Source organism: Mesorhizobium sp. P2_E9 (genome assembly GCF_056403815.1).
In genome coordinates this window covers 88,617-109,331 of the sequence record NZ_JBFUET010000020.1, presented here as the reverse complement: position 1 = coordinate 109,331, position 20,715 = coordinate 88,617, and the positions used below count along the sequence as shown (strand labels likewise).

The window sequence follows — 20,715 nt, the reverse complement described above, 5'->3', positions numbered from 1 at the left end:
TTGCGAAGCTTTTGCTGGGGTGGCCGAGATGCAGATCGAACTGCTCGACACGTTCCTGGACCTGATCGAGACCCGCAACTTCAACCGCACGGCGGAGCGGCTGGGCATCACCCAGTCGACCGTTTCGAGCCGCATCCGTTCGCTGGAAACGCTGCTCGACAAGCAGCTGTTCATCCGCGGCAAGAGTGGCACCGAGCCGACCGTCGCCGGCATCCGCTTCGAGGACCATGCGCGCGCCGTCAAGCTCAGATGGCTCGATGCCCGCCGCGAGATCCAGTCGGTCGGCAAGTTCGACCAGCTCATCCGCATCGGCATCCAGTTCGAGCTCTATGAGCGCGTGCTGGAGGGGTGGCTGGAGTGGGTGCGGACGACGATGCCCAAGCTGGCGATCTATGTCGAGATCGACTATTCGAACCAGATGATCCTGGATCTGACGACCGGCAGCCTCGACCTGGCGGTGCTCTACTCGCCACAGCATCTTCCCGACATGCATTACGAGCAGATCGCCGAAGAGAATTTCGTCATGGTGTCGACGCGCGGTGTTGCCTTCGACGCGGTCACGCCGGCGGACTATATCCGGGCCAACTATTCCGCCTTCTTCAATCGCGCCCACAAGCAGATGCTGCCGGAGCTGGAAAACGTCCCGGTGTCGACAGGAAATGGCGGCGCCGTCGCCTACCTCCTGCGAAGCCGGGGCGGCACCGCCTTCGTCACCGAAACGGTGGCAATGAAATTGCGCCAGGAGGGCGCCGCGCAGCTGGTTGCCGATGCGCCGAAGATCTCACATCCGATCTATTCGGCCGTGCATGTCAGGCACCACCATTCCCACACGCATCTGCGCCTGCTCAAGGCGCTCAAGCAGATGACGGCATAGTTCAATGGCCGCGTTAGAGATCGACGGCACGTCGCTCGAGGGGGCGTGAACTCGGCCGGAGACCCTCCGGGAAGCCGGGGACCTCGCGGTGCAGGCCTGCGAGGCGGCAGGCGTACCATGGATCATTTCGTCGGCCTTCAGCCGCGCCTCCGACAGCAGCCTAAGTGACCATCACTGGACAAAGGCGGCACCGCCTTTACTCCGGCTGACACAGTCACTGGAGGCAGCGGTGGAGTTTGAGAGCACGGCAAGAAGCTTGTCCCAATTCGTCGCCACAGTGGGGTGCTCCGACTCGGAATATTCCGCCCAGTTGAAAACGGCATTTGCGTCCTCCTGGTAGTCGAAAATTGGACTGCCCTTGCTGAACAAAGCAAGGACAAGCCTTTTGACGTCAGGCGAATATACTGTCACGGGTTTCTTTGTCGGCTCGGTGAAGGTTAGCGATCCCGGCAGCAGCCAATGCGTGCCGATGGCATCGCGCAACACCCGAGGCATATCGATCTCCTGCACGGTGGCGATCGATCCGTGCGATCCGTGCTCGCAATAGATGTCATGTATGTCTGAGAACACTTCGGCCCGAGTTGGATCGGGTGCCCGCCGCGACCGGAGTAATTGCATTGCATCCTGCGGTGCTGGGACGCTACGAGGCACAACTGAACCAACTTCAGACAGGGTTTGCCAAGGCATTGCCACTGGCGACTCCGAATCTGCAGAGGCGATGCGGGACTTGATCGAAACTGTCACCGTGTTTCGAGATCCATCAAGGATCGGCGGAATTGAAATCGAAATCGCTGGGCGCCTAACGGCACTCTTGGGCGAGGGTGCCTTCCCCACGGCGTAAATGGGGTGGGGGGAATGGTGGTAGCGGGAGAGCGCTACCGCCTTTCCCCCCACTCCTCGGATCGGCGGTTTCTGCTCCGTTGTCTTGGGTGAGGAGCCATTTTGAATTGCGCCCTCTACTCAATGTGAACGTTGGTTACCCAATACCAGCATCTGGATTCGAAGACCTCGTTTTGTCTGCAGTCGAAATCGTCAGACTGGCAGCCCGAGTTGCTTTCGCAGGCTTTTGTCGAAGGCGGACGCGGGGACGAAGCGGCGCAGCAAACTGACCTGGCGCGCCATTTTTCCCGCCGCATAGCGTTTCTTGGGAGCGGGATCGAGCGCAACGGCCAAAACGGTCTTGGCTACCACTTCCGGCGCATCGCCTTTTTCCATCGATTTCCGTACGGCTAAGGTCATGCCGGCGCGCGCGGAGTCGTAGATATCGAGCAACTGGTCGGGGGCGGCGAGATTGTCCTCGAATGACGTACGGGTATAGGCGGGCTCAACCAACGAAACGCGAATGCCGAACGAGCGCAATTCGTGATCGAGCGATTCGGAATAGCCCTCGATGGCATGTTTGGTCGACGCGTAAAGCGCGAAATAGGGAGCGGGGATAAACCCCTGTACCGAACTCAAATTGACGATCCTGCCCTTCCCTTGGCGTCGCATTGCCGGCAACACCGCGTTGGTCACGCGGAAAACTCCGAAGACGTTCACGTCGAACAGCGCCTGGGCCTGGGCGGTCGAGGACTCCTCCGCGCCGCCAAACAGACCCATGCCGGCATTGTTGACAAGCAGGTCGATGCGTCCGGCCTTGGCCAAAACGTCATCGACCATTTTCGTAACGGACGCGTCGTCGGTCACGTCACAGGCGAGCATGGTAATGCCACCGGAGTTTTCGGCGGCTCCGCGACGGCTGGTTCCGAATACGCGATAGCCGGCGCTTAGCAAGGTATCGGCGGTAGCGCGCCCGATGCCGGAAGATGCCCCTGTCACCAGAGCGACGCCAGAATTGGTCTTGTTCATGGAAATCATTTCTTTCTTTGTGTTGGACCGGAGTTGGAAAGCATGAAAGTTCGGAGCGAACGGGGTCAGTTATGAGCGCCCCTGGCCCTCGCGTCGGGCCGCCGGGGCGATCCAGCGCCTGAACAAGGCGCTGGCATTCACGCCGCCAAAGCCGAAGCCATTGGAGATCGCGTATTCCATCTCCATTGGCCGGGGCGCGTTTGCGACGAAGTCGATGCCGTCGGCGGCCGGATCGGGAGCGCTCAGATTGAGCGTCGGCGGCGCCACCTGATCCCTGAGCGCCAGGATCGCGAAGATGGCTCCAAGCCCGCCGGCCGCGCCCAGCAGGTGTCCAGTCGCCGATTTGGTTGCGCTGACAGCTATCGCGAGATCGCGCCTGAACACGCTCTTGATCGCTTCGATCTCACCCAGGTCGCCGACTGGCGTGGAGGTCGCATGCGCATTGAGATGACGAACCTCGTGCGGCGAAATCCCCGCTTGCGCAATCGCGATCTCCATGGCCCGGCGCGCGCCGCCGCCGTCCTCAGGCCCAGAGGTGACGTGATGAGCATCCGCCGTCGTGCCGTAGCCGACGAGCTCGGCGAGCGGTGTTGCGCCGCGTGCCAACGCGTGGCTCAACGCCTCGATGACCAGCACGCCGGCTCCTTCGCCCATGACGAAGCCGTCCCGCGATATGTCGAAGGGACGCGAGGCTTGAGCCGGCGCCCAATTGAAGCCGGTTGAAAGAGAGCGTGCCGCAGCAAACCCACCGAGACTGACGATGTTCATGCATGCTTCCGTGCCGCCGCACACGGCAATATCAGCCTCGTTCGCGCGGATGAGACGGGCCGCGTCGCCGATCGCCTGGATGCCGGCCGCGCACGCTGTCACTGGTGCGCCCAATGGGCCTTTGAAGCCATGACGGATTGAGATCTGGCCTGCTGCGAGGTTCACCAGGAAGGACGGCACCGTAAAGGGCGACAGGCGGCGGGGGCCACGCTGGTCGACCGTGCGCACGGCTTCTGTGATGGCGGGGAACCCGCCGACCCCCGAAGCGATGATCGTTGCCGTGCGCAGGCGATCCGTTTCCAAGGCAGGCTTCCATTTCGCCTGTGCAAGCGCCTCCTCTGCAGCAGCCAGCGCAAAGAGAATGAACCGATCCACCTTGCGCTGATCTTTTGCGGACAGGACGCCATCAGGATCGAAGCCGGCGTCGGGGTCTTCCTTCATGGAGGGAACCACGCCGCCAATCTTCGCCGGCAGATCTCCCACCACATCGTCCGGAAGCCTGCGGATGCCCGAACGACCCGCCAGCAGGCGCGACCATGACGCTTCGACATTGGCGGCAAGGGGCGTGACCGCTCCCATGCCTGTGACAACAATCCGTCGCATTTATTTTCCGATCAAGTTGAGTGCGGCGCCAGCACCGTGCACGCCGTTCAAGCGGCGACTGCTGCGCGAATCTGATCGGTCGCCGCATCCAGAAAAGCCTGCGCAAGATCGGGATCGTTGACGACGCGCGAGAGGAGGACCGCGCCGACCATTGTCGAGAGAATGGCCATGGCCTTGCTATCGGACTGCTCGCCATTGGCCTCGGCAATGAAACGGCCGAGGATCTCCAGATGCTCGTTGATGCCTGCTTCGAACGACGCTTTCACGTCCTGGCCCTGTCTGGCGGCATCCGAACCGAGTGCCACGATCGGGCATCCGTCCATCCTTTCTCCGCGATGGCCCATGCTGAGATAGAAGGACATCACTGCTTCGAGCGGCTGCTCAGGGCTTGCAGCAGTTGCCGCCGACCATCGGTCGGTGGCGCTCTCCATAGCCCGCCTGGACGCTTGAGCTGCCAAGTCCTCCTTTGACTTGAATTGCTTGTAAAAGGCGCCCTGTGTCAGTCCTGCACCCTTCATCAGATCCTTGAGGCCGATGCCGTCAAAGCCGCGCTCGCGAAAAAGGCGGCTTGCCACATTGATGACGGTCTCGCGGTTTTCCGCGGCTTGAATTCGGCTCACGCGCATCATTGGTCTCCTTTTTTGATTGCGTTCGTAATCTATAATCGATATAGAAGTCGAACGCAATCTAATTTGAGATGAGGCGACGAGCGTGAAAAAGAGAACCGTTATCGTATTGGGATCGACCCTGACGGCGATGTCATGGGTGGCGGCATTCGCCACGTTTGCCACTCCTGCGCAGGAGGCCCCTCTGGTGACCGACCCGAGGCAGGAAGCGCCATTCGTCAGGTTGGTGTCGGCAGCGCCGGTGACTGGATCGGAACGCGGCTTCACCGGCGTCATCGCGGCGAGGGTGCAGAGCAATCTCGGCTTTCGGGTTCCCGGCAAGATCGTGGAACGATTGGTGGACGTCGGTCAGGAGGTCAAAGCCGGTCAGCCGCTGATGCGGATTGACGACACCGATCTGCGCCTTGCGCTTTCGGCGAAACGCAATGCCGTTGACGCTGCGCGCGCAACAGTCGTTCAGACACAGCCGGATGAACGGCGGTACGCCAGCTTGCTCCGCGCCGGTTGGGTTACACCGCAGCGCTACGAGCAAGCGAAGGCTGCGATGGATACCGCCCAAGCGCAACTTGCCGCCGCCGAAGCCGACGCACGGGTCGCCGAGAACGAGGCGGCTTATGCGGTCCTGTTGGCGGACGCGGATGGAACGGTGGTTGAAACGCTTGGCGAGCCGGGGCAGGTCGTCGCAGCCGGCCAGCCTGTGATCCGGACCGCTAAGGCTGGCCCGCGCGAAGCGGTCGTCGCGCTTCCCGAAACGATCCGGCCAGCGATCGGCTCGGCAGCCGAGGCCAGCGTGTATGGTGGCGATGAGCGCCGTTATTCAGCGCATCTGCGGCAGCTGTCGGACTCCGCCGATGCCCAGACTCGCACGTATGAGGCGCGCTATGTGCTGGACGGCGAGGCTGCCACGGCACCGCTTGGCGCGACGGTAACCATTCGGCTCGCAAGCCAAGTGAAACAGCCGGAGGTTCAGGTGCCACTGGGAGCCGTGCTTGATGACGGCCGGAAGACCGGCGTTTGGGTGTTGGACGGCGCCACCTCGACCGTCCACTTTCAGCCCGTCCAGATTGTTCGTGTAACCAGCGAGACAGCTGTGATCTCCGGTTTGAACTCCAACGTTCCCATTGTGTCCCTCGGCGCCCACCTCCTTCAGGAAGGCGCTCTCGTTAGGACTGAGTCCGAAAGCGAGAGCAACTGATGGGCTTCAATCTTTCCGCGATCGCCGTTCGCGAACGCGCTGTCACCCTGTTCTTTATCCTTCTGCTGGTGGCTGCCGGCGCCTACGCCTTCCTCATGCTTGGCCGGGCGGAGGACCCCAACTTCACCATCAAGACCATGACGGTCACAACGGCGTGGCCGGGCGCGACGGCGCGCGAGATGCAGGACCTCGTCGCCGAACCGTTGGAGAAGCGGCTTCAGGAGCTGACCTGGTACGACAGGGTGGAGACGACCACACGGCCAGGCTATGCGTATATGACGGTCACGCTGAAGGACAGCACACCGTCATCCGTCGTGCAGGAGGAGTTCTATCAGGCCCGCAAGAAGCTCGCGGATGAAGCCCCCAACCTGCCGCCCGGCGTCTTCGGCCCCTTCGTGAACGATGAATATTCGGATGTGAGCTTCGCCCTTTATGCGCTGAAGGCCAAAGGCATGCCGATGCGGGAACTGGCGAGGCAGGCGGAGGTGATCCGCCAGGACCTCCTGCACGTGCCCGGCGTCAAGAAGATCAACATCCTTGGTGAACGTCCCGAACAGATTTTCGTGGAGTTTTCCTACGCCAAGCTGGCAACGCTCGGCGTGTCGGCACAGGACATCGTCGCTGCCTTGCAGCGGCAGAACACCGTCACGCCCGCAGGCTCGATCGACACACTAGGGCCGCGCCTCTTCATAAGGGTCGACGGCGCCTATGACAGCGTTCAGGCGATCGCCGACACGCCGATTATCGCAGGGGGGCGGACGATGAAGCTCTCCGACATCGCCGAAGTCAGCCGCGGCTATGAGGACCCTCCCACATACCTCATCCGACGCCAGGGCGAGCCCACCATCATGCTCGCGGCGGTCATGCAGGAGGGCTGGGATGGTCGTGCGCTCGGCAAAGCCCTGGAGGACAGGACTGCCGCGATCACACAAACACTGCCGCTTGGGATGACGCTCGACAAGGTAAGCGACCAGGCCGTCAACATCACCTCGGCGGTCGACGAATTCATGTTGAAGTTCGCCATGGCGCTCGGCGTCGTGCTGCTGATCAGCCTGATCAGCATGGGCTGGCGCGTCGGCATCGTCGTGGCGGCTGCCGTCCCTCTGACGCTCGCCGTCGTGTTCCTCATCATGCTGGAAACAGGCCGGTTCTTCGATCGCATCACGCTCGGCGCCCTCATCCTGGCGCTTGGTCTTCTCGTGGACGACGCCATCATCGCCATCGAGGTGATGGTGGTGAAGATGGAAGAGGGCATGGACCGCATCAAGGCGGCGGCCTATGCATGGAGCCACACCGCGGCGCCGATGCTATCGGGAACACTGGTGACGATCGCCGGCTTCGTGCCGGTGGGATTTGCGCGATCGACGGCCGGCGAATACGCCGGCAACATCTTCTGGGTCGTGGGGTTCGCCCTCGTCGTCTCATGGATCGTCGCGGTGGTCTTTACGCCCTATCTCGGTGTCAAGATGCTGCCCGCGATCAAACCGGTCGAAGGCGGTCACCACGCTATTTACGACACCCGTAACTATCGACGTTTGCGGCGGGCCATCACATTTGCCGTGCGCCATAAGTTCGTAACTTGCGGTATTGTTGGCATCGCCTTCGCGCTTTCCGTCGTCGGTATGGCGGGCGTCAAACAGCAGTTCTTTCCGACATCCGACCGTCCCGAGGTGTTGGTGGAGGTTCGCCTGCCGGAAGGTGGTAGCATCGAGACAACGACCGCAGCCGTCGAGAAGCTCGAACATTGGCTGGACAGACAGCCCGAGGCCAAGATCGTCACGAGCTATGTCGGTCAGGGCGCTCCGCGCTTCTTCTTCGCGATGGCCCCGGAGCTTCCTGATCCCGCTTTCGCCAAGATCGTCGTGCTGACCCCGGACGCCGAGGCGCGTGAGGCGTTGAAGAACCGGCTCCGAGAGGCGGTGGCGCAGGGGCTTGCGCCCGAGGCTTATGTCCGCGTTACGCAGCTCGTGTTCGGGCCCTACACGCCGTTCCCGGTCGAGTTCCGGGTCATGGGACCCGATTCCACTCAACTCTACAGCATTTCCGAAAAGGCCCTCGACATCATGCGGGGCGTTCCGGACGTGCGGCAGGCCAACCGCGACTGGGGCAATCGCACGCCCGTGCTCCGCTTCGTTCCGGATCAGGATCGGCTGAACCTCATTGGCCTGTCACCGGCGGAGGTGGCACAGCAATTGCAATTCCTTCTCACCGGCATCCCCGTTACGCAGGTTCGCGAGGACATCCGCAATGTCCCCATCGTGGCACGCAGCGCCGGCGGCGAGCGGCTGGATCCGGCGCGTCTGGCGGATTTCTCGCTGATAAGCCGGGATGGCCGCTCGATTCCACTCGACCAGATCGGGCATTCGGAAATCCGCCTGGAAGAGCCAATCCTGAAGCGCCGCGATCGCACGCCCGTTGTCACGATCCGCGCGGACATCAATGAGGCGACCCAGCCTCCGGAGGTCTCCAAGCAGATCATGAAGGCCCTTCAGCCGCTGATCGCGTCCCTTCCGGTCGGCTATCGCATCGAAATGGGCGGATCGATTGAAGAGGCTGAAAAGGCCAACACCGCACTTGGCAAGGTCTTCCCGGCTATGATAGCCGCCATGTTGATCGTCATCATGCTGCAGGTGAGATCCTTCTCAACGATGTTCATGGTCATGCTGACGGCACCGCTTGGCCTTGTCGGCGTCGTGCCGATGCTGCTCACCTTCCACCAACCCTTCGGGTTCAACGCCATTCTGGGTATGATAGGACTGGCCGGCATCCTGATGCGCAATACGCTCATCTTGACCGAGCAGATCAAGGAGAACCGTGCTGCCGGCATTGATGACTATCACGCCGTCATCGAGGCCACGGTGCAACGCACACGGCCCGTCATTTTGACAGCACTTGCAGCCGTGCTGGCCTTCATCCCCCTCACGCACTCCGTCTTCTGGGGATCGATGGCCTATACGCTGATCGGCGGAACGGCGGCCGGCACGGTGTTGATCCTGCTCTTCCTTCCCGCGCTTTACACCGCGTGGTTCCGGATCAAGCCGACCGCAGATGAGATCCAGGAGGTTTCGACGGAGGAACCGGAACAGCGACTAGCAATGGCTGCCGAATAGGGCACTGTTGTCGAGCCTCGTTTGTCTACACGGGGCGACTGACGGGTTCGTGTTGTCGATGTGAGTGAGAGCAATCAGTGTGGTTGACGGTAGCGGATGCCACGTAACCGATTGATCTTAATGATTGAAGTGGTAGCGGGAGAGCGCTACATCGCTACACCCACTATCGAAGAGGAGTTCTTCTGCTAATGGCGGCACTCGGCGTAGTCGAAATCTTCCATTTTGGGGAAGAGGTTAGCCGGTGAACAACGCCAGCGATGGCGGATTGAGGTGCGTCATATCGCAGATCTCCTCTTTGCCGTCTCATGGTTTTCGTCCCGCAATGTCCGTCGGGTCCTGCAACCTGCCAGATCGATGGTGACAACGTCATGTGCAGAGAACGTGTCGTTGCTGAGAGCAAACCCTCTCCACCGCCTTGCCATGGTCGAGTTTTTGCCAGTAGCCGGCGCGCGGTCTTGCAATGTCGTGATCGTCGCAAGCCTGCGCGACATGCTGGTCGCGGACGCCGTGATCCCTGGCGATCTCCGTCATCGGCTTGGACCAAACCAGTTCGTAAAGCGCAGCGCGGCTCAACCTCAGCATTCGATCGCTCCAGTATTCTAAGCTGGCCGGAACACGCCATAATGTCGGCCGGCCGGGTTTTCCAGCTCTCTCGGATCAAAGATGATGCTCGCCCCAGGCAGCGATCTCGTCGAAATCGTCGCAGGAGCAGATGGTGGCGCAGGTCACCAGCAGCAGCACCTCGTCGAGCCGGTACATGATCCGCTGCGGCTCACGATCGTCCGAAAGCTCGGAATAGTGCTCCAGCAACAAGGCCGGACGCGCACGCGGAACCTCCTCGCCGGAAAACCGAAGTGCCAAACCATCCATCGCAGTGCTCCCAACCGAATCACAGCACCCAGCGAATCACATCCGCACGTCAACGCAAAATGGCCCGAAAATCCCCGTTAACCTGGATTCCCAGCCGTGGGGCACGGCTGCGATCAGCTTGTCGATCCGGTCAGAATCCACCAATGTCATCTCCCCCTCCGCGATCCAAGACCGACTTCGAAGCGGCTCCCATAAGATTAGAGCCGCCGTTCTCCGGAAAGTGAAGACATAATCATTGCTTCGAGCGACCGACACGATGACCTAACGCGGCGGCCGTGGTCGGCGTACCCGACCCGCAGCGCACTGAGATCGTCAAGGCTTTGGTCATCCTGGCGCCAGCCTGCCAGGGTAGCCCCGATCTCGCCGAGGAAACGGTCAAGCGCTCGCCGCAGCGCCGCGCCGCTCGAGCGCGGTCTTGCGGAAGATTTCCGCGATCTCCGGGCTGCTGCTGCACAACATCTGGAAATCCGCCGAGTGCAGCGACAGGAGTGAGACCACCGTTGCGGCGCTGACGGTTGCCGAACGCGGTTCGCCGCTGATCAGCGCCATCTCACCGAAGAAGGCGCCAGGGCCAAGCTCCACCGGATTCGGCGTCGCGACGCTAACGCGCCCCTCCACGACGAAGAACATCCGGTCACCGGGCTCGCCAATGCGGCAGATCACGGCGCCCGCCGGCACCGTGCGAACTCTTAACGCGCGCACGATCTCGACCAGCACGGCCGGGCCGAGCTTCTGAAACAACGGCACGGCGGCGACCAATTGCCAATTGCGGACGAAATCCCCGCGACGGACTTCTTGATAGAAGCCTGTGGCAAGAATGCCGGCCCAGAGTCCGAAGATGCCGATGCCACTCATCATGACCGCCCCGGCAAGGACGCGGCCGGCGAAGCTTTGCGGGATAGTGTCCCCATAGCCGGTGGTGGACAGCGTGACCACCGCCCACCACATTGCCTGGGGGATGCTGCCGAACTTTTCCGGTTGGATATCGCGCTCGATGACATAGGCTGCGAGCGCGACAGCGAACAGAACGACGCCGAAGAGCGTGGTGACGCCGATCAGATTGCGTGCTTCGTTGGCCAGGACCCTGCCCAGCACCGGGAAGAAAGTCGAGTCGCGCAGCGGTTTCAGCAGCCAGACAGCACAGTAGAGGCTCCGGTCGGGCGTGCCGTCGAGCAGAAATGCGGCGAGTGGAACCAAGACTGCGAGCACATCGATGGCGATTTTGGGCGTCCTGTCCCCTACGTCTCCCGCCCGGCGCTTGAGCAGCGTCGCGGCCAGTTGCAGGAGATAGGCGCCCCAGATGACAGCGAGCAGAGCAGCCAGAGCCAGTCTGCTTCGTCCGGACATGTCCGGTATCGTGAGCGCAGCCACCGCCAGCAACCCAGGCGCAGCCAGCACCGCGTTGAGCGGCGCGTAAATTCTTAAGAAAGGCAGTACCGACATTCTATGCCCACGAGCGGCTGCTATCCTCCACAATAGGATGCCTTCAAGGCAAGCGCAAAGGTGCTTGCTGTCGCTGCGATGTGCTTCACCCACGGTGAACTCAGATCTCCAGGACCGCTTCGTGACCGGACGTCAACAGACAGGCCACAAGATGCAATGCGGATCGGCACCGCCAAGCGGCAAATCAAGCGGGGAGGCGCCACATTCGCACTCGACCTGTACCACGCAGTTCCGTTTCCGCGAGTGGGTCACAAGCAAAATCTGGCCCAAGCAGTTTGCGGGTTGCATCCGAAATACGGATTTCATCGGGCTCCGCGGACGTTTGAATACGTGCGGCGAGATTAACGGTCTCGCCCCACAGGTCATAGGCAAACCGCTTTTTGCCTATGACGCCCGCGACGATTGGTCCCGAGTTAATTCCAATTCTGAGCCTTAGCCGTTCTCCGGCGAAGCGTTCGTGCTGAACCGCCTCCCGCAGCTCAAGTGCATAGCGCGCGAGGGCTTCTGCATGATCGGATCGCGCGGCGGGCATGCCAGCGACCACCATCACGCAGTCGCCGATTGTCTTGATCTTTTCACAGCCGTATTGGTCCGACAGCCGATCCGCCGCCTTGAAGAAGTAATTTAAAATAGCGAGCGTCGTCACGGCTCCGACGCTCCGCGCTCTTTCCGTAAAACCGACGATGTCGGCAAAAAGCACACTTACCTCTGCGTGGTTGTCGGCAATTTGTTCGTCTGACTTTAACCGCTCCGCGATCGACGCCGGAAGAATGTTGAGGAGCAGGGTTTCGGCGCGCTGGTATTCACGCTGCAATCCCTCTTGGCTCTCCCTCAACGCCTCGTTCATCGATTGTAATTTCTCGTTGAGTTGACGCTCCCTCTCTTGCAGGAGCGTCATTTCGTAAGCCTTCTGTTGAAGCCGCTGCTTATTGTCGCGTTCGGCAGTGACGTCGAGAAAGAGGAGCCACACGCAGTCATCGTCAGCAAAAAGATGAAGATCCGCGACACGCCCGCTGGGCAGTTCGACCATAGGCATATGATATGGAAGCTCGGGGCAAGGCAGCAAGCCTTCCATGAATTCAAGCTGATCGGCAACTGGCTTGCCGATGCGAAGCGATGAGAGCCCGTAATGTTTAACATTGCCGCCCTTCCCAGCTATGCAAAGCTGGGCGTCGATTTTCACATATGCGATAGAGCGCTCGTTGTAGAAGAAATTGTAAGTCCAGTTTCTGACTTCTTTTGGCAATCTATGCATGGTCTATTTGGTGACCATCGAAGCAAGTTGAAGAAACGCGTCATCGACATGTTCGCCCGAAAGCGCACTTGTTAGATAGATTTGCCATCCGCGTTGCCTCAGTTCGTCAATCTCCCCATCCGGTATCACCCACTTATCGACCAAATCGGATTTGTTGAACAGCAATACAAACGGCATGGCACCGAATTCGGCCTCGACCCGCTCGCGCAGCGTGAGTGCCGCGACAAGAGTGGCGGCGCGGGTTCCATCGACGACAAGCACGAGCCCTGTCGCACCTCGCACATGGCTGACGCGGAATGAGCCGATATCATCTTCGCCGGCCAAATCCCACAGAATCAGATCCACGGTTTTGTCCGGTAGTGCGACACTCTTCTTGTCGATTTTCACGCCCACCGTGGTCAGGTAGGTTTCTGAAAAGATGCTTTGCACAAACCTGCGGACTAGGCTCGTCTTGCCGACAGAGAACCCGCCCAGCATGCAGATCTTTTTTTGTAACATCTTGGGCTCCGCCCTAGTCCAGGTTTACCGTAACCGAAACCCGGCGATTGGTGGAGCTACCTGTTTGACTATTTTCTGGCACAGCCGGCTCAAAGGTGCCCGCGCCCCGAACCAGCAGTAGTTCCGGAGCGACGCCGCGCTTGTTGAGAAGCGCACGAACTGTCTCCGCGCGGGCGGCGCTGATCGACGCGTTGGCCGTCTCACGGCCCGTGCCGTCCGAATGGCCGGTCAACATGAACCGCGCCGTTACGCCTGACTCGCGGGCTTTTTGGGCGAATTCCTTTATTTGATCCGCCAACCTGTCGAGAACCGGCATCTGCTCTGGTCCCGGCACAACTTTGCCGGAAGAGAAGAAAATATCGGTCGTCTGGATGGCCTCTCTCAAATGATTGAGTTCTGCAAGGTCCAGCTCATGCAGTTGCGAGACATCCAGAACCACTCCGTCCGCCGAAAGTTGTTCGGCGGCGGCCCGCGCCCGGTTGATCCAGTTGGCAGGAGCCTCACCCGCGACAACGATGCGACCCTGGATGATCGAAAGCATAACCGATTTCGGCGGGGTCAGCGAAGCCTCCAACCGCTTCACCACGAACTTCGGATCAAGGCTCTGATAGAATTGCCATTGTGAATGAACGCGGGCAGGATCAACCTGCGTTCCGTGCAGCAGAACTTGCGGGTCGGCGGCAAGCGGGTCTCTCAGGCCGGAAATGTAGAAATGTCCGCCCCTCTCCGTTTGCTGGGCAACGATGATTCCAGGTTGGGCCTCAAGTCGCGAGACATAATACTGCCAATGCTCCGCCGCGCGTGCTTCGGGGCTCACATCGCGAACCTTGGAGATATCGAATTCCGGTCCGCCTGCCGAAAGCTGTCGGGCCGCTGCGCGCGCCTTATCTATCCAGGTGTCAGGAGCCTCGCCCTCGGCAACGATGCGATCATCGACGATCGAAAGTCGTACTGTATCCGGCGGATACAGCGACGCCGTCAGCCGCTTCAACACGAACTCCGGCTCAAGGCTCTGATAGAACCGCCACTGCGAATGAACCCGGGCGGGATCGACCTGCGTTCCAGGCAACAGCGACTGCGGGTCGGCGGCAAGCGGGTCTCTCAGGCCGGCAATATAGAATTGGCCGTCGCGTATCTTCTGTTCTGCAACGATGATGCCCGGCTGGGTCCCCAGTCGCGACACATAGGCCTGCCAGCGACCCGCCTCGCGTTCTTCGAGGCTTACATCACGGACCCTGGAAATATCGAATACCGGCCCGCCTGCCGAAAGCTGCTGGGCGGCGGCCTGCGCCCGGTTGATCCACGTGGCAGGAGCCTCGCCTTCGGCAACGATGCGATCATTGGCGATCGAAAGTCGTATTGTATCCGGCGGAGCCAGCGACGCCGTCAGCCGCTTCAACACGAACTCCGGCTCAAGGCTCTGATAGAACCGCCACTGCGAATGAACCCGGGCGGGATCGACCTGCGTTCCAGACAACAGCGACTGCGGGTCGGCGGCAAGCGGGTCTCTCAGGCCGGCAATATAGAATTGGCCGTCGCGTATCTTCTGTTCCGCAACGATGATGCCCGGCTGGGTCCCCAGTCGCGACACATAGGCCTGCCAGCGATCCGCCTCGCGTTCTTCGAGGCTTACATCACGGACCCTGGAGATATCGAACACCGGTCCGCCTGCCGAAAGCTGCTGGGCGGCGGCCTGCGCCCGGTTGATCCACGTGGCAGGAGCCGCACCCTCGGCAACGATGCGATCCTTGACGATCGAAAGTCGTACTGTATCCGGCGGAGCCAGCGACGCCGTCAGCCGCTTCAACACGAACTCCGGCTCAAGGCTCTGATAGAATTGCCACTGCGAATGAACGCGGGCGGGATCGACCTGCGTTCCGGACAACAGCGACTGCGGGTCGGCGGCAAGCGGGTCTCTCAGGCCGGCAATATAGAATTGGCCATAGCTTACCTTTTGCTCGGCAACGATGATGCCTGGCTGGGCCTCCAGTCGCGACACATAGGCCTGCCAGCGCTGCCCGGATTGCCAGGAAAGAAGGAACCAACCGCCTGCCAAAACCAAAAGCAGCAGGGCTGCAACCACCACCAGCCACGGAAACCCCTGGTTTGATTCCTCCTGCTTCAGCTCAACGCACGTCTGCAATTGCGCCTCTACGCCGGCCAACTGCGAACTGTCGCCGTCAAACTCCGCTAGAGCCTGTGAGCACTCCTCATGGATGCGAAGCAATACATCGCGAACTATTTCATGTAATTCCTCTGGTGGATTTCCTCGGATCACCGAAACCAAGGTCGCAAACTGTCCAACTTCTGACCAGAGGCGAAGGTCACCAAGACGGATAGTGTCCAGACTGCTCTGTTCTTTCTCGTTAAATGAGTCTTTCACAAAATCTTGAATTGCACTAAGCATCGAAGAAATAAGCTGAGGATCCTCGCTCGTTGCGTTATCGGCAGCGACATGCGATATCAAAAGTCCGGAATTTCGGCTAATGAGAAAGACATGTTCTACACGATATACAAGAGAATGCTTAAGAACAACTTCAGAAAAGCTAGCGCCGGTTCTCCAAGATTCAAATCTCCACTTGAGCCCGTGCCAGGTAAATATATGTCGTAAAGTTTCATTCAGCGACTGAAAGGTCTGGTCGATCTTTTCCCCGATCGACTTGCGAATTGCCGGCAGAAACACCGGGTATAATATATCCGTCAGCGTGCGTGGGTTCTTCTGGATCGATCGTTGCACAGCCCTTTCGACAGCTGGCGCAAGGGCCTCGCCGAGTTGCGCATGAGGCGCTCGGGCGGCCGCACTGGGAAGAACGTCGCCCACGGCTGCCGCGAGCTGCTCCGGTTCGTCCAGCAGATGCGTAACTCGTGAAAGCTCCGAAATTTCGCGGCTGACCAGCAACTGGCGCAGTGTTTCCATGCGAGGATCGGCGGTTGGAACTCCGTCGAAACGCGCACGATAGTCCGGATCAACGTTCCGGGCGATTTCGATCAAAAGACGAGCCAGAGCCTCGCGATCAATCTCTGTATCGTTCGAGGCTGTTCTTTGCGGAAGGCTGATTGGGTCGACGGTCGACGTCAAGGTCCCATCAACTCACTTTCCAGCTACGGTCCGAGTTGCTCTTGCTGCCGACGGGATCCTGATTCAGGCATTTTGCAACCTCGACAAACAGGCCAGCCAAAAGATTTCGGTCGGTCTTGACGTTGCTGAGATCGGCAAACATTTTCTCTATCAGCATCTGAACGCCTTCATTCTTCTGCTTGATTTCCTCACGCAGTAAATGATCGTTTCGATTTATCCGGTCCGCAACGTCGCGCTCAAGCGCGCTCAATTGATCCGACAACGCGCGCACCTGCTTTTCAAGTGCCTGGTTTTGCTCGCGCAGATTCCGATCAATCTCTTTGTCGGCGTCGGCTCGCGAATCTTTTTCGTTCCGCAATTGCCCCGCAAGCGAATCGACCTGCTTCTTTGCATTTGACTCGTACATGTCGAGATTGCGCTTAGCCTCGGATTCGACATCCTTGAAGCGCTGCAAGACCCGTTCTTCAAGCTTGGAAAAGCGGCGGTCATAGTCCTGCATCTGGTTGCCGAACAGCAGATCACGTATTTTGTCGACACCTACAGGGTCGCCGGAGCCCCCGTTTTCGCGAGCCTGGACTCCCATGAAGTTCAGCCCGTTTCCCTCTGCGTTACCTATAAGATTTCCGTCCGCCTTCTTGTCTGAAGGAACGGAATTCGAAGATTCCTTTGCCATGCTTTTGCCCTTCCATTTGAACACCTGCCACAGTGCAAAACCCCATATATAAGAAAGTGAGCATGTCAGCAAAATACGCGGCTCGCAAGCCGGTATCGTCTTGACTTGAGCCGATTCGTGAGGCAGCCGAGCGCATCGCCGACTCAGCAATGGAAGTTTGCGGCGACGCCATTTCAAAAGCGGCAGCCGCGGCTGGTCGGGGATCAAAGGCGGTAAGCGCGGTCGTCGAAGCGCTGTCGCCCTGCAATCTCCGCGTTCACGGCATCCGGCGTGTCAACTGCAAGGCGATCAACCGAATAACGACAGCGGCAGGGGGCAGTTTCGCGCTCAAAGCAGGCGACCCGATCAAGCTTGATAAGAACCGCTTCACCAACCACACGGCAACGCTTCGGGCGTTTGCGCCGCACTCACGGATGGCGTGACGAGCCTTCCAGGTCCGTCGCTTCTTGACTCCCAGACGAGGCAGTCTCTTGTCGCAACAGGCTCGGCCGGCAAAAGAGGTGCCCACCATGGGCATGATGACGCCATCGCCATCCTGTGCTGGCGGCAGGCAAGTCGGATCTGACAGCGCAATAAGACCGTCGCGCAAAGCGGTCATTCGCTGCGCTCGGATGACCCCTGCAGCGTCAGATTTCAGTTCGTTCTGCCAAGAGTAGCGCCTCTTCGATGTCGACACCCAAATACCGCACCGTATTCTCGATCTTGCTATGCCCCAGCAGAATCTGGATGGCGCGCAGGTTGCCCGTCGCCTTGTAGATCATTGCAGCCTTTGTTCTGCACAGAGAGTGCGTGCCATAGTCCGATGCTCGAAGACCAATCGCAGTGACCAATTCGTCGACCAGAGGGGCGTATTGCCGTGTGCTCATATGGTGTGCATGGTTGATGCGGCTTGGGGACGCGTGATCATCCACAGTGCTGCCGCGCCACTCCAGCCACGCCAGTTGGCTGGCACGGACGTCGCTGGTCAGTTCGAATTGGACAGGACGTCCTGTCTTCTGTTGAACGACCATCGCCCGCGTTCGTATCTCCGCCCCCGTTACAAGGTCTCCCGTGTTGATCTTGATTAGATCGCAGCCGCGACGCTTGCTGTCGATGGCAAGATCAAAAAGAGCGCGGTCTCGAACCCGCCCTTCTCGATCCACACAGCATGGGCGATCTGGGGTGGGAAACGATGGCGCTTCTTGCTGGCGGGCAAGGTGTTCATGCGAGTGCGTCTATCGCGCCAGCCCCTCACAAGCCGTTACAGTGACATCACCGTGGCGGTTTTTGTGGCCTCAACCATCCTGACGATCGAGCTTCAGGGCAAATGCATTCGCAAATTCAAATCCATGTGAATTGGCGCCCGTCCCAGTGAAGCACCGCGTCATGGGGGACGGCAAGCGCCATCGCCTCCTCCCGTGTCAGACCGGCGAGCATGAAGGCCATTACCCTTATGTTCCCGGCATGCGACACGACGAGTACCGGCCGTCCCGGATCGAGATCGGCCAGGAAGCTCTCCATTAAACGCGCCAGGTCGCCGTAGCTGTCACCACCATGGGAGTCGAAATTCCAGCGGTCCGCCTTGCGTCGGCGACGCTCGGCGGGAAAACGCGCCTTTACCTCCAGCGTGGTCATCCCCTCCCAGCGGCCGAACGAGGCTTCCGCGAGACGGACGTCGATGTTGACCTGGCTTTCGGCAATCCCTACTTCCAAAGCCGCTATGGCAATCGTCTCGCGCGCCCGCTTGAGCGGCGACGTATAGGCCGCGATCCGGGCAGGTTTCACGCCCAGACGTTCGAAATGAGCCTTCAGCCTGCCGCCGTTCTCCGTGGCCTGCCGCCGCCCCGCAGCCGCCAAGGAATGGTCGCGGCGGCCCTGAAAGCGCCCCTGGGTATTCCAGCGGGTTTCTCCATGACGCATTGCGAAGAGTAGGCGTTTGACCATATTTGGCCTAACCTGCCCGAAGCTGTGATTTTGGCCAAATTAAGGAACAATCAGAGAACATTATGGCTTGTCCTTTGCCTGCGATAGGAACATGGTGACGTTTTCGCCTGTAAATTTGAAGCCCTTGCGGTCAGGAATCATGTTGGCGGAGATAGGATAGCGCAGCGCTTGGATCGATGCCGGCGGATAGTCACCGACAAGTTGCGCTCCTATGGTGCGGCGCGACGCCAGATCATGCCACATGTCGAGCATCGATCACATAAGGGCCTCAACAACCGAGCCGAGAATTCACACGTGCCGTTGCGAAAGCGGGCGCGAACGATGCAGGGGTTCCGATCAGCGGGGTCGCTGCAACGTTTCGTCTGGATTTTCTCAGTCCTCAGAAATCTCTTCGTTCCACCCCGTTCACAACGCTCTGCATTCCAAATTCACCTGCACCGCCTTCGAGCCGTTGCGGAGTGGAGTGCTGTGGTGGGAACCGCGGCCTGAAATCAATCCGCGCAGCCAAGGCCGCCGGCGCGCCCCGACATGCGTTAAATTGACATCGCCTGTGACAAGCGGGCAACTGAGCAGACGCAGCTTCTTGGCTTGAGCATATGGGGCCTCTTGGGTAATACAGATTGAAAATTGCGCCCCAATATTTCAAAACAGGTCGGCAGACCCTGCGAGGACGGTTTCGAAGCCTGCGGGGTCACCCACGGTCCTCAAGACGAGAATTCTAAAAGACGTTCAAAATGACCCATCACGTACAAAATGCTCGAATTCTCATGTACAGCCACGACACGTTCGGGCTCGGCCACTTACAGCGCTGCCGGACGATCGCGCATTCGCTGGTCGAGGATTTCCGCGGACTTCAGGTGCTTATCATCTCGGGTGCGACCATCGCAGGCGCCTTCGACTACCGCGCCCGTGTCGACTTCGTGAAGATTCCCAGCGTCATCAAGCTGCGCAACGGCGAATATACCTCGTTGGAAAAGGATATCGATCTGCATGAGACGCTAAGGATGCGCCAGTCAATCATCCGCCACACAGCCGAGACCTTCGCGCCGGATATCTTCATCGTCGACAAGGAACCACTCGGCCTGCGCGGCGAAATCGAGGACACGCTGTCCTACCTCAAGACGCGGGGCACCACGCTCGTGCTTGGCCTGCGCGAGGTGATGGACGCGCCGCATCTACTCGAAGCAGAGTGGGCACGTAGGGATGTGATGCGCAAGATAGGCCTGTTCTACGACAAGGTCTGGGCCTATGGCCCGCCGGATTTCTACGATCCGTTGACCGGCCTGGATGTGCCGCCGGCAGTCAGGGCAAAGATGAAGTTCGTCGGTTTCCTGCAACGCAGCCTGCAGAAGAACGAGTTGCCCGGCCACCGGCCCGAGGGCGACTATATCCTCGTTACCACCGGTGGTGGCGGTGACGGCGCCGAACTGATCCACGACGTCATCGATGCCTATCAGCAGGATCCGCAATTGCAGCATAGGGCGCTGATCGTGCTTGGGCCTTACATGCCGGCGCGCAAGCGCAACAAGCTGCTCAAGAAGGGGTCCAAGATCCCCTATATCAAGATCATCGAGTTCGACAACCGCATGGAAGACCTGATTGCCGGCGCCAAGGCGGTGGTGGCGATGGGCGGTTATAACACCTATTGCGAGATACTGTCTTTCGACAAGCCGGCGCTGATCGTGCCGCGCGTCAAGCCCCGCGAGGAACAACTGATCCGCGCGCGGCGCGCAGCTGAACTAGGCCTCATCGAGATGCTTTTGCCGGAGGAAGCCGAGGATTCCCAGCGGTTTGCCGATGCACTGAAGGTTCTGCCGGACCGGCCTCGCCCATCGCAGAGCAATCCGCATCTAACGCTGGAAGGGCTGCCTCATATTTCCGAAATCGTTGCAGAACTGCTCGACCGGCGGGCCGGTCATCACCTTTCGGTCATTGAAGGCATGAACTGAG

General features: G+C 59.9%; 17 protein-coding genes and 3 pseudogenes. 6 read left to right on the top strand and 14 right to left on the bottom strand.

Annotation, left to right across the window (positions count from 1 at the left end; all coding sequences use genetic code 11):
• The first annotated feature begins 28 nt into the window (after positions 1 to 28).
• Positions 29 to 874, top strand: coding sequence for a LysR family transcriptional regulator (locus tag AC1D05_RS30190; protein ID WP_477445805.1), 846 nt, complete (start codon positions 29 to 31; stop codon positions 872 to 874).
• A gap of 171 nt (positions 875 to 1,045) precedes the next feature.
• Here the strand turns inward: AC1D05_RS30190 and AC1D05_RS30185 are convergent, their stop codons facing one another.
• From AC1D05_RS30185 to AC1D05_RS30170, 4 genes are all read right to left on the bottom strand, one after another.
• Positions 1,046 to 1,618, bottom strand: coding sequence for a hypothetical protein (locus tag AC1D05_RS30185; protein WP_477445803.1), 573 nt, complete (start codon positions 1,616 to 1,618; stop codon positions 1,046 to 1,048).
• Positions 1,619 to 1,906: 288 nt separating this feature from the next.
• On the bottom strand, positions 1,907 to 2,722 hold the full coding sequence (locus tag AC1D05_RS30180; protein WP_477445801.1) for an oxidoreductase: 816 nt from the start codon (positions 2,720 to 2,722) through the stop codon (positions 1,907 to 1,909).
• A 69-nt stretch (positions 2,723 to 2,791) separates the two neighbouring features.
• Entirely contained in the window at positions 2,792 to 4,093 is a 1,302-nt protein-coding gene (gene fabF, locus AC1D05_RS30175; protein WP_477445799.1) for a beta-ketoacyl-ACP synthase II, read from the bottom strand.
• 47 nt (positions 4,094 to 4,140) lie between these two features.
• Positions 4,141 to 4,719, bottom strand: a complete 579-nt coding sequence (locus AC1D05_RS30170; protein WP_477445837.1) for a TetR/AcrR family transcriptional regulator — start codon at positions 4,717 to 4,719, stop codon at positions 4,141 to 4,143.
• A gap of 130 nt (positions 4,720 to 4,849) precedes the next feature.
• Here AC1D05_RS30170 and AC1D05_RS30165 point away from each other — a divergent pair, with 130 nt between their 5' ends.
• A complete protein-coding gene (locus AC1D05_RS30165; protein WP_477445835.1) occupies positions 4,850 to 5,914 on the top strand; it encodes an efflux RND transporter periplasmic adaptor subunit in 1,065 nt (354 codons plus the stop codon).
• On the top strand, positions 5,914 to 9,024 hold the full coding sequence (locus AC1D05_RS30160) for an efflux RND transporter permease subunit (protein ID WP_477445797.1): 3,111 nt from the start codon (positions 5,914 to 5,916) through the stop codon (positions 9,022 to 9,024). The genes AC1D05_RS30165 and AC1D05_RS30160 overlap by 1 nt, the downstream gene beginning before the upstream one ends.
• Positions 9,025 to 9,390: 366 nt before the next feature.
• Here the strand turns inward: AC1D05_RS30160 and AC1D05_RS30155 are convergent, their stop codons facing one another.
• Positions 9,391 to 9,606: a hypothetical protein gene (locus AC1D05_RS30155; protein ID WP_477445795.1), complete on the bottom strand. Its 216-nt coding sequence runs from the start codon at positions 9,604 to 9,606 to the stop codon at positions 9,391 to 9,393.
• A gap of 75 nt (positions 9,607 to 9,681) precedes the next feature.
• Positions 9,682 to 9,894 (bottom strand): transposase family protein, encoded by a 213-nt coding sequence (locus AC1D05_RS30150; RefSeq protein WP_477445793.1) that lies wholly within the window; start codon positions 9,892 to 9,894, stop codon positions 9,682 to 9,684.
• 263 nt (positions 9,895 to 10,157) lie between these two features.
• Here AC1D05_RS30150 and AC1D05_RS30145 point away from each other — a divergent pair.
• Positions 10,158 to 10,304: pseudogene (locus tag AC1D05_RS30145) on the top strand (AMP-binding enzyme); the annotation flags it as partial.
• Here the strand turns inward: AC1D05_RS30145 and AC1D05_RS30140 are convergent.
• The 8 genes and pseudogenes from AC1D05_RS30140 to AC1D05_RS30105 form a co-directional block, all read right to left on the bottom strand.
• A complete protein-coding gene (locus tag AC1D05_RS30140; protein ID WP_477445791.1) occupies positions 10,270 to 11,337 on the bottom strand; it encodes a cyclic nucleotide-gated potassium channel in 1,068 nt (355 codons plus the stop codon). The pseudogene AC1D05_RS30145 and the gene AC1D05_RS30140 overlap by 35 nt on opposite strands.
• 184 nt (positions 11,338 to 11,521) lie before the next feature.
• Positions 11,522 to 12,592 carry an adenylate/guanylate cyclase domain-containing protein gene (locus tag AC1D05_RS30135; protein WP_477445789.1) on the bottom strand — a complete coding sequence of 357 codons (1,071 nt, stop codon included), beginning with the start codon at positions 12,590 to 12,592 and terminating at the stop codon, positions 11,522 to 11,524.
• Positions 12,593 to 12,595: 3 nt separating this feature from the next.
• On the bottom strand, positions 12,596 to 13,090 hold the full coding sequence (locus AC1D05_RS30130; protein ID WP_477445787.1) for a Rab family GTPase: 495 nt from the start codon (positions 13,088 to 13,090) through the stop codon (positions 12,596 to 12,598).
• Positions 13,091 to 13,103: 13 nt separating this feature from the next.
• Entirely contained in the window at positions 13,104 to 16,169 is a 3,066-nt protein-coding gene (locus AC1D05_RS30125) for an OmpA family protein (RefSeq protein ID WP_477445785.1), read from the bottom strand.
• A 7-nt stretch (positions 16,170 to 16,176) separates the two neighbouring features.
• A complete protein-coding gene (locus AC1D05_RS30120; RefSeq protein ID WP_477445783.1) occupies positions 16,177 to 16,842 on the bottom strand; it encodes a hypothetical protein in 666 nt (221 codons plus the stop codon).
• A gap of 626 nt (positions 16,843 to 17,468) precedes the next feature.
• Positions 17,469 to 17,984 (bottom strand): annotated as a pseudogene (locus AC1D05_RS30115) (tyrosine-type recombinase/integrase); the annotation flags it as partial.
• 178 nt (positions 17,985 to 18,162) lie between these two features.
• Complete coding sequence (locus tag AC1D05_RS30110; protein ID WP_477445781.1) at positions 18,163 to 18,765, bottom strand: histidine phosphatase family protein; 603 nt, start codon at positions 18,763 to 18,765, stop codon at positions 18,163 to 18,165.
• A 60-nt stretch (positions 18,766 to 18,825) separates the two neighbouring features.
• Complete coding sequence (locus AC1D05_RS30105; RefSeq protein ID WP_477445841.1) at positions 18,826 to 19,008, bottom strand: hypothetical protein; 183 nt, start codon at positions 19,006 to 19,008, stop codon at positions 18,826 to 18,828.
• On the opposite strand from AC1D05_RS30105, the pseudogene AC1D05_RS30100 reads away from it, so the two are divergent.
• Together AC1D05_RS30100 and AC1D05_RS30095 are read left to right on the top strand one after the other, a co-directional pair.
• A pseudogene (locus AC1D05_RS30100) lies at positions 18,946 to 19,254 on the top strand (DDE-type integrase/transposase/recombinase); the annotation flags it as partial. The gene AC1D05_RS30105 and the pseudogene AC1D05_RS30100 overlap by 63 nt on opposite strands.
• Before the next feature lie 245 nt (positions 19,255 to 19,499).
• Positions 19,500 to 20,714, top strand: a complete 1,215-nt coding sequence (locus tag AC1D05_RS30095; RefSeq protein ID WP_477445779.1) for a glycosyltransferase family protein — start codon at positions 19,500 to 19,502, stop codon at positions 20,712 to 20,714.
• Position 20,715 lies beyond the last annotated feature (1 nt).

Bases quoted from the DNA above. Each gene is read 5' to 3' on its own strand.
- AC1D05_RS30180 (WP_477445801.1), bottom strand. From the start codon at position 2,722: ATGAACAAGACCAATTCTGGCGTCGCTCTGGTGACAGGGGCATCTTCC.
- AC1D05_RS30120 (WP_477445783.1), bottom strand. From the start codon at position 16,842: ATGGCAAAGGAATCTTCGAATTCCGTTCCTTCAGACAAGAAGGCGGAC.
- fabF (WP_477445799.1), bottom strand. From the start codon at position 4,093: ATGCGACGGATTGTTGTCACAGGCATGGGAGCGGTCACGCCCCTTGCC.
- AC1D05_RS30160 (WP_477445797.1), top strand. From the start codon at position 5,914: ATGGGCTTCAATCTTTCCGCGATCGCCGTTCGCGAACGCGCTGTCACC.
- AC1D05_RS30140 (WP_477445791.1), bottom strand. From the start codon at position 11,337: ATGTCGGTACTGCCTTTCTTAAGAATTTACGCGCCGCTCAACGCGGTG.
- AC1D05_RS30150 (WP_477445793.1), bottom strand. From the start codon at position 9,894: ATGGATGGTTTGGCACTTCGGTTTTCCGGCGAGGAGGTTCCGCGTGCG.
- AC1D05_RS30095 (WP_477445779.1), top strand. From the start codon at position 19,500: ATGACCCATCACGTACAAAATGCTCGAATTCTCATGTACAGCCACGAC.
- AC1D05_RS30190 (WP_477445805.1), top strand. From the start codon at position 29: ATGCAGATCGAACTGCTCGACACGTTCCTGGACCTGATCGAGACCCGC.
- AC1D05_RS30135 (WP_477445789.1), bottom strand. From the start codon at position 12,592: ATGCATAGATTGCCAAAAGAAGTCAGAAACTGGACTTACAATTTCTTC.
- AC1D05_RS30165 (WP_477445835.1), top strand. From the start codon at position 4,850: ATGTCATGGGTGGCGGCATTCGCCACGTTTGCCACTCCTGCGCAGGAG.
- AC1D05_RS30155 (WP_477445795.1), bottom strand. From the start codon at position 9,606: ATGCTGAGGTTGAGCCGCGCTGCGCTTTACGAACTGGTTTGGTCCAAG.
- AC1D05_RS30110 (WP_477445781.1), bottom strand. From the start codon at position 18,765: ATGGTCAAACGCCTACTCTTCGCAATGCGTCATGGAGAAACCCGCTGG.
- AC1D05_RS30130 (WP_477445787.1), bottom strand. From the start codon at position 13,090: ATGTTACAAAAAAAGATCTGCATGCTGGGCGGGTTCTCTGTCGGCAAG.
- AC1D05_RS30105 (WP_477445841.1), bottom strand. From the start codon at position 19,008: ATGTGGCATGATCTGGCGTCGCGCCGCACCATAGGAGCGCAACTTGTC.
- AC1D05_RS30170 (WP_477445837.1), bottom strand. From the start codon at position 4,719: ATGCGCGTGAGCCGAATTCAAGCCGCGGAAAACCGCGAGACCGTCATC.